The sequence below is a fragment of the Halalkalibacter kiskunsagensis genome, assembly GCF_037027555.1.
GTDB classification, from domain to species: Bacteria; Bacillota; Bacilli; order Bacillales; family Bacillaceae_D; genus Halalkalibacter; species Halalkalibacter kiskunsagensis.
Genome location: NZ_JAXBLX010000049.1, coordinates 1 through 15,125 on the forward strand (window position 1 = coordinate 1; position 15,125 = coordinate 15,125).

The 15,125-nt window shown below is 38.4% G+C and carries 13 protein-coding genes and 1 tRNA gene; 13 read left to right on the forward strand and 1 reads right to left on the reverse strand.

All coding sequences use genetic code 11. The annotated features are described in order from the left end of the window. The first annotated feature begins 249 nt into the window (after positions 1-249). The 8 genes from SLH51_RS20450 to SLH51_RS20485 all read left to right on the forward strand — a co-directional run bounded on the left by SLH51_RS20450 (position 250) and on the right by SLH51_RS20485 (position 4,813). Positions 250-720 (forward strand): hypothetical protein, encoded by a 471-nt coding sequence (locus SLH51_RS20450; RefSeq protein WP_335963378.1) that lies wholly within the window; start codon positions 250-252, stop codon positions 718-720. 365 nt (positions 721-1,085) lie between these two features. Next, the gene (locus SLH51_RS20455) at positions 1,086-2,171 is read left to right on the forward strand and encodes a metal ABC transporter solute-binding protein, Zn/Mn family (protein ID WP_335963379.1); all 1,086 of its coding nucleotides are present in this window, start codon (positions 1,086-1,088) and stop codon (positions 2,169-2,171) included. Positions 2,172-2,383: 212 nt separating this feature from the next. Continuing rightward, a complete protein-coding gene (locus tag SLH51_RS20460) occupies positions 2,384-2,608 on the forward strand; it encodes a spore coat associated protein CotJA (RefSeq protein WP_335963380.1) in 225 nt (74 codons plus the stop codon). 5 nt (positions 2,609-2,613) lie between these two features. Continuing rightward, on the forward strand, positions 2,614-2,880 hold the full coding sequence (locus SLH51_RS20465) for a spore coat protein CotJB (protein WP_335963381.1): 267 nt from the start codon (positions 2,614-2,616) through the stop codon (positions 2,878-2,880). 19 nt (positions 2,881-2,899) lie between these two features. Continuing rightward, positions 2,900-3,469 (forward strand): manganese catalase family protein, encoded by a 570-nt coding sequence (locus tag SLH51_RS20470; RefSeq protein ID WP_335963382.1) that lies wholly within the window; start codon positions 2,900-2,902, stop codon positions 3,467-3,469. 238 nt (positions 3,470-3,707) lie between these two features. Continuing rightward, positions 3,708-4,136 carry a BrxA/BrxB family bacilliredoxin gene (locus tag SLH51_RS20475; protein WP_335963383.1) on the forward strand — a complete coding sequence of 143 codons (429 nt, stop codon included), beginning with the start codon at positions 3,708-3,710 and terminating at the stop codon, positions 4,134-4,136. A 157-nt stretch (positions 4,137-4,293) separates the two neighbouring features. Continuing rightward, complete coding sequence (locus SLH51_RS20480; RefSeq protein ID WP_335963384.1) at positions 4,294-4,659, forward strand: hypothetical protein; 366 nt, start codon at positions 4,294-4,296, stop codon at positions 4,657-4,659. A gap of 79 nt (positions 4,660-4,738) precedes the next feature. Next, positions 4,739-4,813 (forward strand) — tRNA-Arg (locus tag SLH51_RS20485). Positions 4,814-4,973: 160 nt separating this feature from the next. On the opposite strand, the gene SLH51_RS20490 is transcribed toward SLH51_RS20485, so the two are convergent. Continuing rightward, positions 4,974-7,157 (reverse strand): malate synthase G, encoded by a 2,184-nt coding sequence (locus SLH51_RS20490; protein WP_335963385.1) that lies wholly within the window; start codon positions 7,155-7,157, stop codon positions 4,974-4,976. A 495-nt stretch (positions 7,158-7,652) separates the two neighbouring features. Between SLH51_RS20490 and SLH51_RS20495 the strand changes: the two genes are divergently transcribed. The 5 genes from SLH51_RS20495 (at position 7,653) to SLH51_RS20515 (ending at position 15,108) form a co-directional block, all read left to right on the forward strand. Continuing rightward, positions 7,653-10,289: a hypothetical protein gene (locus SLH51_RS20495; RefSeq protein ID WP_335963386.1), complete on the forward strand. Its 2,637-nt coding sequence runs from the start codon at positions 7,653-7,655 to the stop codon at positions 10,287-10,289. Positions 10,290-10,368: 79 nt separating this feature from the next. After that, positions 10,369-11,526, forward strand: a complete 1,158-nt coding sequence (locus SLH51_RS20500) for an NAD(P)-binding domain-containing protein (RefSeq protein WP_335963387.1) — start codon at positions 10,369-10,371, stop codon at positions 11,524-11,526. 538 nt (positions 11,527-12,064) lie between these two features. Continuing rightward, positions 12,065-13,159, forward strand: coding sequence for a mandelate racemase/muconate lactonizing enzyme family protein (locus SLH51_RS20505; RefSeq protein ID WP_335963389.1), 1,095 nt, complete (start codon positions 12,065-12,067; stop codon positions 13,157-13,159). Positions 13,160-13,169: 10 nt separating this feature from the next. Continuing rightward, a complete protein-coding gene (locus tag SLH51_RS20510) occupies positions 13,170-14,135 on the forward strand; it encodes an ABC transporter permease (RefSeq protein ID WP_335963390.1) in 966 nt (321 codons plus the stop codon). 91 nt (positions 14,136-14,226) lie between these two features. Then, entirely contained in the window at positions 14,227-15,108 is an 882-nt protein-coding gene (locus SLH51_RS20515; protein ID WP_335963391.1) for a carbohydrate ABC transporter permease, read from the forward strand. Positions 15,109-15,125 lie beyond the last annotated feature (17 nt).

Sequence of the window (15,125 nt, forward strand, 5' to 3'; positions counted from 1 at the left end):
TAGGCATAGAAAAAGCTCCCCCAAGGTAAACAGATTTTTATTTTTTAATCTGTCTACCTTTAGGGGAGCATATCATAATGACGTCAACAGCTTTTTGTTTTACCTTGTAATGTAAGGAGAGTTAGTTGGTGATAAATTCAAACCGGTTAATTTATGGCAATTAGAAGGCTAGGTTTTCTAAATATTTCACATGAATTGGTTCATGTTGGTTACGCTAATACTAACAGAAAGGAAAGGGTGACCCATTTCATGAAACGTTTTCACCAGTTGTTTCTTCTCACACAAGTTCTCTTAGTGGCCTCAATCGTTGTTACGTCTTTGGCGCCAGTTCAAGCAGAAGTGTCGGGGGAAGAGGGCAAACAAGAGTGCTACCAACATGAGAAAGAAATAACAAAAGATTTAAAAGTGCATTTTGACTTTTATTACGAATTACTAGCCGAGAAATTTGCACCTACTGAAATAGAAAAATGGAAAGAAATAAGATCTGAACGTGATTTACTTCAGAAGAAATTAAAAGAAGCGAAACAAAAAGGCGAACTTGAAAATGGTGAAGCAATTGACAATGCTTGGCTCGATCGTCATAGTGAATTGCATGACTCTTTTAATGTAGCAGTTGAAAAACGTGATGAAGAGCTATTAACCCAACTTATCCCACAGATGTTTGAACATTATGCGGTGTTAAACAAAGTATATAAGAAACGTTTAAATTTAGAAAATTAATTGGAAAGTAACTCAAGCTAGATCTGCAAAGCTATTAGTTCTAATAATGTGTTGTGACTAGTAAAGTAAGAAGGCAGGTCTTGTACTGATAACGCAGAGAAGGAATAAAACAACCTAGAGAAAAGTGTTAAGTCTAAAAGATGAGTATTATGAGAATTTCTTCGTTGCAGTTTGAAGGGAAGCATGTGAATTCGCATAGTGACAATCATTTTTGTCATTATGTGAATTAGTATGTTTATTGAGGTTGGAAATCTATTACAATGGGCCTATTACTACGGATCTTTATTTTTTTGTTTACAAATCGTAAAGCTTACGATATAATTCATAATTGTGATAAAACGTAATCGTTACGAAAGGGGATTGTTATGAAAAAGATATCTAGTTTGTTTGCTCTTATCCTTATTGTTTCCTCATTTCTAGTAGCGTGTGGTGGAGCAGGGCAAACAGAAGAACAGCAACTAGGAAAGGAAGACCCTGCTGAAGAAGTTGAGGTATTAGAATTATATACAACGATTTTTCCGCTTGAAGATTTTGCAAATAAGATTGGTGGAGATTTTGTGAACGTCACAAATCTCGTTCCCATTGGTGCAGATGCTCATACATTTGAACCAACTGCTCGCGAAATGATTAGTGTAGCAGAAGGTGATGCATTTATTTATAACGGGGCTGGCCTTGAAGGGTTTGTCGATGCGCTTATTGAAACACTTGAAGACGAAGGTGTGGCGATTGTAAAAGCGTCAGAAGGAATCGACTTCATTGACTACGGTGATGATCATAGTGACGGACATGAAGAAGAGCACGAAGAACATGGACATGAAGAAGAACACGACCATGAGCACGAAGAGCATGGACATGAAGAAGAGCACGAAGAGCACGGAAACGAAAAAGAGCATGACCATGAAGAAGACCATGAACACGATCACAGTCATGATGAAGATCCGCATGTCTGGTTAGATCCTATTCATTCTATTACTCTTGCAGAAAACATTAAAAATACATTAATCGAGTTATTGCCAGAACAAGAAGAAATCTTTACATCTAATTTTGAAGAGGTAAAAACTGAATTAGAAGCAATCGATTCAGAGTTCCAAGCGATGGTGGATGCGGCTGCGAAAGACACTTTCTTTGTCTCACATGCAGGATACGGCTATTGGGAAGAAAGATACGGAATTCACCAGATTGGGATTAGTGGTATTTCACCCACAAATGAGCCATCTCAACGCCAATTACAAGACATCATTCAACTCGCGAATGAAAATGGATTAGAATATGTAATGTTTGAACAGAACATCCCCACAAAAGTTGCAGATGTTGTAAAGGATGAAGTAGGTGCAGAAGCGCTATACCTTCATAACCTTGAAGCACTTGTTGCAGAAGATGTGGACAATGGCGAAGATTACTTTAGTCTAATGAGAAAGAATATTGAAGCTTTAGGGACGGCTTTACAGTAAGAAAGAGGGCTCACATAAATAGCTCACAGTTTGCCTTTCGTGAAGGAGATTATATCTCTTTCACGGGAGGCTTTTCTAAACACCATCAATACTTAGGAAGGATCAAAAGGGAGATTGTCACCTTTTGATCCTTCCTTTTTTATGTGCTTCTGAATAAGCATTATGCAGCATATAGTTAAAAGAATAATTACTATGACATGGAGGTGCGTAAAATGAACGAACATACTCAAAGGAAATATTTTTACCCATACGCAAGTCCATTTGACCCCTGTCCCCCTATTAAAGTTAAGTCCTATGAGACTCCACCGAATCTCTATCTCGGGTACCAACCTTATGGACTGCAGCAATTTAAACCGCAGGAAGCGTTATACTGTGGGACGTTATGGCCTGCTCTATATTCGCCATATGAAAACCCATATAAATCTGTAAGGGAGTGATGGTCATGAGTCAGAAGCAACTTCCGAAAGAGTTTTATCCGTTGATGGAACAACTGCAGGCAGTTGATTTTGTATTGGTTGAGTTAACACTTTATTTAGATACACATCCAAATGACACGAATGCGATTCAGCAATTTAATGAAACAGCTCACTATAGCCACCAATTAAGGCAACAAGTTGAACAGTATTATGGACCGTTGCAGCAGTATGGAAACAGTTATAGTGGATATCCGTGGAATTGGAATGAGTCACCTTGGCCTTGGCAATTGTAAAAGAGTGGAGGGAACATAAATGTGGATTTATGAAAAAAAACTACAATATCCAGTGAAGGTTAGTACATGTAATCCGACTTTGGCAAAATACTTAATAGAACAATACGGTGGAGCAGATGGAGAACTTGCAGCTGCACTGCGCTATTTAAATCAACGCTATACGATACCGGATAAAGTAATTGGTTTGCTAACAGATATCGGAACGGAAGAGTTCGCTCACCTTGAAATGATTGCAACGATGATCTATAAATTAACAAAAGATGCGACACCTGACCAATTGAAGGAGGCTGGCCTTGGGGATCACTATGTAAATCATGGGGAAGCATTGTTTTATCAGAATGCAAGCGGTGTGCCATGGACGGCTTCTTATATTCAAGCGAAAAGCGACCCAATTGCTGATCTATATGAAGACATTGCTGCAGAAGAAAAAGCAAGAGCAACGTATCAATGGATAATTAATATGTCCGATGATCCTGATTTAAATGATGGTTTGAAATTCCTACGTGAACGCGAGGTTGTACACTCTCAACGATTTAGAGAAGCGGTAGAGATGTTAAAGGAAGACAGAGACACAAAGAAAACATTTTAAGTATAATAAACGAAGAGAAACAACTGACTTCAATAATTCGGGCCCTTCTAAAGTAAGCTAGAAGGACTTAGAATCTAGGAGTCAGTCTATACTTTTTTATACAAGCCTTCTTGATGAAATTAGTGGTTATATAAAAAAGAAATGCGTCTGCTGTTTGAATATGAAGGAACATATTAATTGGATTTCTTAAGGAAACAGGGTACAATAAATAGAAGAATGCTTGAGAGGTGGAGAGATAATGCAATTTAATTTTTATATGAATGACGTTGTGAACATTGCAAGACAAGAAATGGTTGAAGCAGGTTATGAACAATTACAAACTTCTGAAGAAGTCGATGAAGTATTGAAAAAAGAAGGAACGACACTTGTAATGATCAACTCTGTATGCGGATGTGCAGGAGGAATTGCTCGTCCAGCAGCAGCGTATATGAAAAATTACGAAACAAAACCAGATCGCTTTGTAACTGTTTTTGCTGGTCAAGATAAAGAAGCTACATCAAGAGCAAGAGAGTATTTCACTGGTTATGCTCCTTCTTCACCATCATTTGCTCTTTTAAAAGATGGTGAAATCAAAACAATGGTAGAACGCTTTGAAATAGAAGGACATGAGCCGATTCAGGTTGTTCAAAAACTCGAGAAAGCATTTGATGATTACTGTAAGGAATAGATTATTAGCACCTTGGGAAAAGCTTGAAGGTAAAGACCTTTGAGCTTTTTCCTTTTTTATGTCGGAAGGAAGTTTAGAAACAATTATTGACAGACTTCACGTGAAGGGTATGTATGGTATAATGAACTATAAGTTAAATAAGGAGAGTGTGCAACAAATGCAAGCTTTGTATGATCAAATTCAAGTGTATTTAAATATGGAAGAGGAAATTACGTTCAAAGAATTTAGCGATTACTATCGCAAAGTTCTCGCTGAATTAAGTGACGTTCATGAGTCTTTAGATGAAGAAATGGTTTGGAAAAGCCTATTCATTGTTGAGAATGTTATGTCTAATGCAGAAGGACGCGCTAATTCTGCAAAGGGATCTGAATCCAAGAAATATGCAAAAATGGCACAACGTCTTCAACTATGGGCGAAAAACCTTGCATCACGTTTAGGGGAAGCTGGCTATACAGAAGAAGACATTAGCGAACGCTTTAACCAAATGCTTGAAGAAGGGTCACCTGCGACTGAAGCAAAGTAGTATTCAAAAGTAAGAGAGAATTGATGCTTGACTTCTATTCTCTCTTACGTTAAATTAGTATATGTCGCTTGTTATTAATGCGCCTATGGTGAAAGGGATATCATTCAAGATTCCGGTTCTTGCGTTGTAGGTTCGAGTCCTACTAGGCGCGCCATTTTACCTCTATAAATTAAAGTAACTATCCTCTATTCAATTCTCTTTCCTCACACTCTTATACAACATCATTTTAACGTACAACTCTATTACGTAGAATACCAATCCCCCTCACAAAAGATTCATGAAAGAGGCGGATTGCTTTTTAGTTCAATAGAACTTTAGTTAGTTTGAGCTTGAAACATCGCTTTTGCTTCTTTACGACGTCGGTGTAAAATAGGCTCTGTGTAACCACTTGGCTGCTCTTTGCCTTTAAAGACTAAATCCAAGGCCGCTTGGAATGCAACTGAATGCTCATAGTCAGTTGCCATCGGGCGATAGTTAAGGTCTCCAGCATTTTGCCGATCGACAATTTTTGCCATCCGTTTTAAAGTTTCAAGCACTTGCTCCTTCGTACAAATACCATGGTGTAGCCAATTGGTCATATGTTGACTGGAAATACGAAGAGTAGCACGATCTTCCATTAATGCTATATTGTTTATATCAGGTACTTTTGAACAACCGATTCCTTGGTTGATCCAGCGAACAACATAGCCAAGAATTCCTTGAGCGTTGTTATCTAGTTCTTGTTGAATATCTTCTCGGTTCCAGTCCGAATTTTTGGCAATTGGAATTTGCAAAATAGAATCAGTTAAATCGTTAGAGCGTTTGATTAATTGGTCTTGAACAGTCGGTACGTCAGTTTCATGATAATGGAGTGCATGCAACACAGCTGCTGTCGGGGACGGAACCCATGCCGTGTTTGCACCTGCCTTTAGTTGACCGCTCTTTTGCTGTAACATATCAGCCATTAAATCTGGCATAGCCCACATGCCCTTGCCAATTTGAGCGCGCCCTTTGAAACCGGTAGCCAAACCTACGTTTACGTTAGATGTTTCATAGGCGTTTAGCCATGTTGACAGCTTCATTTCATGTTTACGAATCATAGGGCCAGCTTCCATTGACGTATGCATTTCATCACCAGTTCGATCCAAGAAGCCTGTATTAATAAAGACTACTCTATCTTTTACTTGCCTGATACACGCCCTTAAGTTCAAGCTAGTCCGTCGTTCCTCATCCATCACACCAATTTTAAGAGTATTTCGATCTAAGCCTAACATGTCCTCAACGCGAGTAAAGAGTAGATTTGCAAAGGCTACTTCTTCAGAACCATGCATTTTAGGTTTAACAATATAGACGGATCCTTCTTCTGAATTTTTGAAATTTCCACGACCTAGTAATTCTTGCTTAGCTAGTAAGCTAGTCACGACACAATCTAAAATGCCCTCAGGAATTTCTTCTCCAGTTTGGTCAAGTACAGCACAGGTCGTCATCAAATGCCCTACATTTCGAACAAATATAAGGGAGCGCCCATTTAGTTTAAATTCTTCACCAGTAGGTGATGTGTATTCACGATCTTCATTCAGCTTTCGTGTAATAGACTTCGTACCTTTTGTGAAAGTAGTTGTTAAGTCACCTTTCATTAATCCTAACCAGTTTCGATACACTTCAATTTTATCGTTAGCATCTACAGCAGCAACAGAATCTTCACAATCCATGATCGTTGTAAGTGCGGCTTCCATTAAAATGTCTTTTACACCTGCTGGATCTGTTTGGCCAATTGGATGTGTACGATCGATCTGAATTTCGAAATGTAAGCCGTTATTATTAAATAAGATTGAAGAAGGGACGTCAGCTGCCCCTTGAAACCCGACAAACTTTGAAGTGTCTTCTATACTAATAGTTTCACCTGTAGAAAGGGAAACTATTAACTTACTATCACTTATTGTATAATTTTCGACATCTTTATGAGAGCCCTTTTCAAGGGGGATTGTTTGATCGAGAAAAGCTTTTGCATAAGAAATAACTTTCTTTCCTCGCGTCTCGTTATATGTTGCTCTCCGCTCAGCTCCGTCTTTCTCACTGATCGCATCCGTTCCATAAAGAGCATCATATAAACTGCCCCAACGAGCATTTGCAGCATTAATGGCATAACGAGCATTGTTTACTGGTACGACTAATTGCGGCCCTGCTTGAGATGTAATTTCTTTGTCAACTCCTTGAGTGGTGATCTCAAACTCTTCTACTTCTGGTTCAAGATAGCCAATCTCTTTTAAGAATGATTTATAGTTGTCAAAGTTGAATTTTTTGTTGTTTGCTTGATGCCAGTTACTTATTTTCTGTTGTAATTCTTGACGCTTTGACAGTAGCGCCTGATTTTCAGGAAGTAAGTCATGTACTAATTTGTCAAAGTCAGCCCAGAATTGTTCGGTCGTAAGTCCGCTATCTGGAAGTGCTTCAGAAAGAATGAATTCATAAAAATTTGGATCGATTTGAAGATTCCCTACTTTTTTGTACTTTGTCATTGGAATTCCCTCCTTAATTGGTTAAAGCAAAATAAAAATTATGTTTGCTTAAGGTAGTTATTATTCTTATACCTTTTATTATAGCGATAAAGAACCTCATAACGAAAATACATATTTCGAATAGTTGATATGCCTTATGGTTATATTTGCGAACTAACAAGAAAAGAAGAGGAGGAGATGGATCAATCAAAAAAATGTGCATGAGCAACCAATGTGAGACAGGCTGAGTGTTCGGATTAGATAGAAAAGGACAGCAATTGTCCTGCAAAAATATTAAATGGACATTTTTTTGTGATTTAACGATTGAATAAGGTATGGTATTAGGATTTTTAAGGTTTATAACTTAAGACAAGTTTTGATATTGATAGGTTTTTAACTTGAAAAACAAAAGCTGTCTGTTGAATGCGGGCAAATTGTAATCAAAAATATAGTTGTAAGTAAACGTTTACAAAAAAGTGGCGTAAAAACAAAGAATGTTATAAGGAGGAGTTCTTTTTGGAAAAAAACATTGGCAAGATAATAACTCTTGTACAAAAAGGAAATGACAAGAGTACCTCGAAGGAACAAGTAAGTTGGGCTGTAGATTACTTCAAAGACATCCTTGAGAAGAAATGGTTCACTGTAAATGTTTCAGACGAAATCAACAATAAGAAAGGAATCGGATTAACAATCATTATAGAAGACACACAATCAGATCCTTCCACAGATTTTCTATCAAAAGAAGATCAACCAATAGCACCTGAGTCTTTTGTAATTGAACGAGTAACAGTAAAGGATCAGCCAACACTCTTTGTCATTGGAGCTGATGTCCGCGGGTTAGTCTATGCAATTCTTGAGTTATCCGATATTGTACAAAACGCAACAGATCCGTTGCAAGAGCTACTTAACTTAACGCGAATAAAGGAACAACCAGCTAATCCAATACGTAGCGTGAAACGCCTATTTGTTAATGAAAAGCTTGATAAATCCTGGTTCTATGATAAAGATTTTTGGCGTGAATACTTATCAGAATTGGCAAATCAACGATTTAACCGCTTTAGTCTGGCTTTAGGTATGGGATACGACCTTGGACATGATCCAGATATTAAAGATTTTTACTTTTGTTTTGCATATCCATTCCTTGTATCTGTTCCTGGTTACAAGGTTAATGTATCTGACTTGTCAGAAGATGAGAGAAATAAGAATCTTGAAACACTGCGTTTTATAGGTCAAGAAACGAAGCGTAGAGGCTTAGAGTTTCAAGTTGGTATTTGGACACAAGCTTATGAACCAGAGGATAGCCCCGATATTCGCTATAAAATAAGTGGTCTTAATGAGGAAAATCATGCACCATACTGTCGTGATGCTTTGAAAACATTACTCACGGAATGTCCGGAAATCGATGGACTTACGATAAGGGTTCACTATGAAAGTGGAATACCAGAGCCAGCACATCTATTTTGGAAAGTTGTATTAGAAGGACCGGCATTAAGCGGGCGACCGGTCAATCTTGATCTTCATCCGAAAGGCATTGATGATGAGCTTTTACAGGTAGCTGAAGATAATGGAATTCCTTTTACGATTTCACCAAAGTTTTGGGCTGAGCATATGGGTCTTCCTTATCATCAAGCGGAAATTCGTGAAACTGAATTACCGATAGAACCAAACCCTGAAGCAGGTAAAATGATTATTACAACAACTTCTAGAAGGTTTACTCGCTATGGATATGCAGACTTCTTCAAAGAGGATCGTAATTATGATATTTTCTTCCGAATTTGGCCAGGGACGCAAAGAGTGCTTCTATGGGGGGATCCAGAAATGGCCGCTGAATACGGTCGAGCAGGAAGTTTCTGTGGTTCAACAGGGGTGGAATTGATGGAACCTCTTTCATTTAAGTCCCGAAAAACGAGTGAAACAACAACGGGAAGAGATCCTTATGTTGATCCATCTTTACGGTTGGGTCTCCAGGATTGGCGTAAATATTTGTACAGCTATCGTTTATGGGGGCGTTTATTATATAACCCTGATGCAAACCCGGAAACGTGGCGTCGCTATCTACGAAATGAATTTCAAACAGCTGCGGATTCATGTGAGAGTTCTTTAAAGTATGCGAGTAAAATTTTACCATTGTTTACGGTTGCTCATTCTCCCTCAGTCGCAAACAATAACTATTGGCCAGAAATCTATAGCAACATTATGATTGTTGATCAAGAGGAAAAGCCAGCTTATCATTGTGATGGACGAGAACCGGCTACCTTTAATCATGTCAGTCCACTAGATCCTGGATTGTTTTATCGAGTCGATGAATTTACAGAAGATATGATAAAGGATCAAATTAGTAGCAAAATTTCACCTATAGAAACTGCTAATCTTCTAGAAGAATTTGCTTCACTTGCTACACAACATTTAAGTGATGCCACAAAGGCGATCGGAAAACATCAAGAGCCGTCATTCCGTAGATTGGCTATTGATGTAAAAGTGCAAAGTGGCTTAGGTCTATTTTTTGCGAACAAATTCAGAGCAGGAACGGCTTTTGCCTTTTTTGAAAAAGTAGGAGACCCTGAATTGCTTAACCAAGCTTTAACCTATTATCGTGCAGCGAAAATAGCCTGGGAACAGGTAGTAGACGTTACGAAAGATGTGTATACAGATGATATCACATTTGGCTATGTTCCTTTCATGCGAGGTCATTGGGCTGACAGAGTGCAGGCAATTGAAGATGATATTGCCAATATGGAAAAGCAAATGGACCTTGCAAAAAAAGAAGTTTCATTGGAAGAAGTCGAGCGAGCAAAAAAATGGTTATTCCAGATTCAAGTGGATAATGTATCATCGTGTGAACACACACCTCCAACAGAATTTCAAAGAGGAGATGACATTAAGATTGCTTTAGAATTGCCAAATGCCTCACCTGAGGTGAATGTAAAATTAAAGTATCGCCAAGTAAACCAAGCTCAAAGCTATCAATCTTTAACAATGGAGCGGCAAGGAGAAAGAGTTGTCACAAAGATTCCATCGTCATACACAGATAGTCCATATCCGTTAGTTTACTATTTTGAAATAGAGACAGCGGATAATCAGAAACAGATGTATCCAGGATTTGATAACAGCTTATGTAATCAACCTTATTTTTCAATTCGTCAAAGCAGATAATCGAATAAAAGAATAATCAAAAAGGCGTGAAGCGAGTATCCTTCATGTCTTTTTGCCAAGATACAGGGAGGTTTTCAAAGTGAAAATAGGATTTATCGGTTTAGGAAATATGGGTTTGCCAATGTCTTACAATTTAATCAAAGCAGGATACGATGTATATGGTTTAAATCGTAGCAAATCAGCTGAAAAGGAGTTATTACAATATGGGGGGAAAATCGGATATTCACTAATAGAGCTAGCAAAGGAAATGGATGTTATCCTCACATGCTTACCGATGCCAGCTGATGTTAAAGAAGTTTACCTTGATGAAGATGGTCTGCTGCAAAATGGACATAAGGGTTTAATTCTAGCTGATTGTAGTACGGTTAATCCAGCATTAAATCGAGAAATATTTGACGAAGCAAGGGCCCGCAATATTGAATTTTTCGATGCACCTGTTAGTGGTGGCACTGCCGGGGCTCAGACTGGGACTTTAAGTATCATGGTTGGAGGGAATGTTAAAACATTCGAAACGGTAAAGCCTGTATTGGAATCAATGGGCAAGTACGTTGATTATGTTGGGGAAAGCGGAAGTGGATCGTTGGTGAAATTAATTAATCAGTTGATGGTTGGCACCCATACACAAGCGGTAAGTGAAGCTCTTGCTTTGGCTGAGCAAAATGGTCTAGACCTAGATCAGTTAGTGAAAATTCTTAGCGCAAGTCTCTCTCAAAGCCGTGTGTTAGAACGTCATTATAATGATTTTATATCTAAAAATGACTATGAGCCAGGCTTTGCTTTACAACTTTTAAGCAAAGATTTAAACTTAGTTGCTGAATTGGCTGAGGAAAGTATGGTTCAGCTGCCTATAGGTAGTCGTGTCCGAAACCTAGTGCAACGGGCTTGCTGTCATGAGTTAGGGAGCAGTGACATGTCAGCAATGTTGAAATTTCAAACGAAACAAGACGAACAAAATAGAAATGATGAGCCTTTAAAAACGTTTGCGGTCTTTTTACCGATGAAGGATGCAGTGAAGAGTCAGACATACCGTGCAAGCCATCTTCAGTTTTTAGATGATAGACGAAATGAAGGAGTATTGTATGCGAACGGTCGCTTTGTGGATGGAGCAGGAGGTTTGGTAATTTATTTAGCGAGGTCTGAAAAAGAGGTGGAAGATTGGGTGAGAAAAGATCCCTATATTATTGAAGGTGCACGTGATTATGAAATTCATGAGTGGGAAATGGTACCGGGAATGTAAGCGTGTTACTAGTCAAAGGTGTTATACGAAGGTAGATAAGATATGAAAGGCCAACCGAATTGCTGGTTGGTTTTTTCTTTTTGGATTCCCCCCTATCTAATTATATTTCGTTATTATAGCAAAAGGGAGAATTTAAATAAAAATAGTAGACTTAGATCGTTTGAACAAACAGTTTTTAACAGGTCTATAATTGCGAAAAATTTCTTCGTCTATACAGAGATTTTAATCAAGACAACAATTGACATCTGATTGTTTTAGAAAAAAATTCCTTGGTCAGTAAACGAAAGATCGGTGTGCTATCAAGGGATTTGGCGATGTTTATACAACAAGACAACTTTTGATATACGATCCACTTTTAATAAAAAAACAAAAGCTGTCTGTTGAATGCGGGTTGTGAACAAGCAAAAATGAAGTTGTTGGTAAGCGCTTTCAAAACGATGCTTTGAAAATGGAAACGTGAATTCTTCTATTACCTTAAAGAAAGAATGTGTCGGAATTAGTTTAGGGTGTAGCTGAAAGAAAAGAAAGGGGTCTTAAGATGAGGATACAGAGCATTGAAACGTTCTCGACAAAGGAAGTTTGCTTGGTTCGGATACGAACTGATTCTAAAGAAGAAGGATTCGGTCAGGTGGCTCCTTATCACGCGAATCTTACAGCCGAGATCTTACATCAACAAATCGCTCCACATGTTCTTGGAGAGGACCCAATGGACATAGAGGGTATCGTTGATCGAAGTATAGAAGCAGAGCATAAGTTTCCAGGCTCCTATATATGTAGAGCGGTTGGTGGAATTGATACGGCGTTGTGGGATTTGAAAGGGAAGATCGAAGGAAAAAGCGTATGTGAACTATTAGGAGGTAAGCCTAAGCCCATTAAGGCTTACGGTTCGAGTATGAGAAGAGATATTTCTCCACAAGATGAAGCCGATCGCTTAAAAAGATTAATGGATAGCCAAGGCTTTGATGCGTTTAAAATTCGAATTGCTAACAATTTCGGTAAAAACGTTGATGTATGGCCAGGGAGAACTGAAGAGATAGTTCCAGCTGTTCGCCGTGCGATAGGAGATGATGCAACCTTATTAGTTGATGCAAATAGTGGTTACACACCAGAGAAAGCAATTGAAGTAGGGAGAATGCTTGAGACTTATCATGTTGGACATTTTGAAGAACCTTGTCCTTATCCTGAAATTGAATGGACGGCAGAGGTGACGAAAGCGTTAAACATTCCTGTAGCAGGCGGAGAACAAGATAACTGTTTATCTCAATGGAAACGAATGATTAATATGAGGGCGGTTGATATTGTTCAGCCAGATGTTTGTTATCTGGGTGGAATATCTAGAACGTTGAAAGTGGCTAAGATGGCAAAGGAAGCCGGGTTACCATGTACTCCTCACGCGGCAAATTTGTCAATGGTAACCGTTTTCACACTCCACCTTCTAGGAGCAATTGAAAATGCGGGGCCATACGTAGAGTTAAGTATTGAGGATACACCTTGGACCAAAGATTTATTCCACCCCGTTCTAAATGTAGTAGACGGGATGGTTGATATCCCTAGTGGCAATGGTTGGGGAATTGAAATTAGTGAAGAGTGGTTAAGAAAAGCTAATTATAAGATCACAGAACTTAAGAGTTAGGAGGTTCATCATGCTAAAAACGGAGGTTCGATCAAAAAAACAAGTCCCAATTATAGATAGAAAAACAAAAATGAAAAGGTTATGGACACAAATTGTTTTACACCGATATTTCTACTTATTGATGCTCCCTGGTATCTTGTATTTTCTCGTCTTCAGATACGCTCCTATGTGGGGGTTAATCATTGCCTTTCAAGATTATAATCCGTTTGCTGGAATCATGGGAAGTGAATGGGTCGGGTTTGCCCATTTTATAGATTTGTTTACGTATGAGTATTTCTATACGTTACTACGAAACACATTAGTTATTAACTTTATGAACTTGATTCTATATTTTCCAATTCCGATCATTCTAGCTTTGATGTTAAACGAAATTCGTCACGATGTATTTAAACGAGTAAATCAATCGATCGTTTATTTACCTCACTTCTTATCTTGGGTTGTTGTAGCTGGCTTAACTTTCTTTATGCTTTCGACTGATGTAGGTGCGATCAATAAGATAATCAATAGTTTAACTGGAAGTACTGTCTCATTCTTATCAAATGATAAGTTGTTTTGGATTATCGTTACAGTTCAGAGCATTTGGAAGGATGCAGGTTGGGGAACGATTATCTTTTTAGCAGCAATTGCAGGTGTTAATCCAAGTCTGTATGAGGCTGCAGTTATGGATGGTGCGAATCGGTGGAGACAGATTTGGCATATTACTATACCTGCTATCCGAAATGTCATCGTCATCTTACTCATTCTACGGATGGGGAACATGATGGATGTTGGATTTGAACAAATTCTATTAATGTTGAATCCTTTGGTCATGAATGTTGGGGATGTATTTGATACGTATGCCTTCATGCAAGGGATTTTAAGAGGAGATACGAGTATCGGTGTAGCTGTTGGGATGTTTAAAGGGGTGGTTGGTCTGATCATGATATTAGGTGCTAACTGGCTCAGTAAACGATTTGGGAACGAAGGGATCATGTAACTTTATAGAATGAAAGGCTTACCGAATTGAGATTGTTAAACGAGAAAGTTGTGAAATTAAGGTTTAATTAATGAAAAAGGAGGTTGTCTGCATGAGTTTTGTGTCAAACAAGCGTTTCACTGTAGGAGACTATTTGATCTATTCAACTACAGTACTGGTATCGCTATTGTGTTTAGCCCCTTTCCTATATGTAGTTAGCGTTTCGCTGACAGACCCAGAAGTGTATGTGCCATTTCAGTTCAATATTTTACCTGAAAAATGGTCACTTGCATCGTACATGTATTTATTGTCTACAAATAGCTTTTTAAGTGCATTGAAAAATACAGTTTACATTACGGTAGTAGGTACAATCTTCAATATTTTCGTGACGTTTACGATGGCTTATGCATTAACGAAGAAGTCATTGCCTGGTCGCACATTTATTTTATATGCCGTTGTGTTTACACTCGTTTTTAATGCCGGAATTGTACCAAATTATTTACTTGTTCAAGGGCTTGGGTTAATCAATTCACACTGGGCACTAATCTTAGTAAGTTTGACCAATGCTTGGAGCTTGATCGTCGTAAAGAGTTTCATGGACTCACTTCCACCGGAATTAGAAGAGTCTGCGAGAATAGATGGCTGTAGTGATATTGGGGTATTTATTCGAATTATTATCCCATTATCAATGCCGGCCATTGCAACCTTTACACTGTTCTTTGCAGTTGCTCACTGGAACACGTACTTCAATGCTTTAATTTATTTAACAGATTCTTCAATGTGGACGCTACAAGTGTTAATCAAAACGCTTGTTATTGACTCGGGATCAAATGCTGTAGGGCAGGCTGGAGCAACGGGAGATCAAGCGACTCTTCCACAAGAGACCATTCGAATGGCTTCCATTGTTCTTGCGATTCTGCCAATCTTAGTTATTTATCCGTTTCTACAAAAATATTTTGCGAAAGGAGTGATGTTAGGGTCTGTAAAAGGTTAAATAGAATGGATTAATGA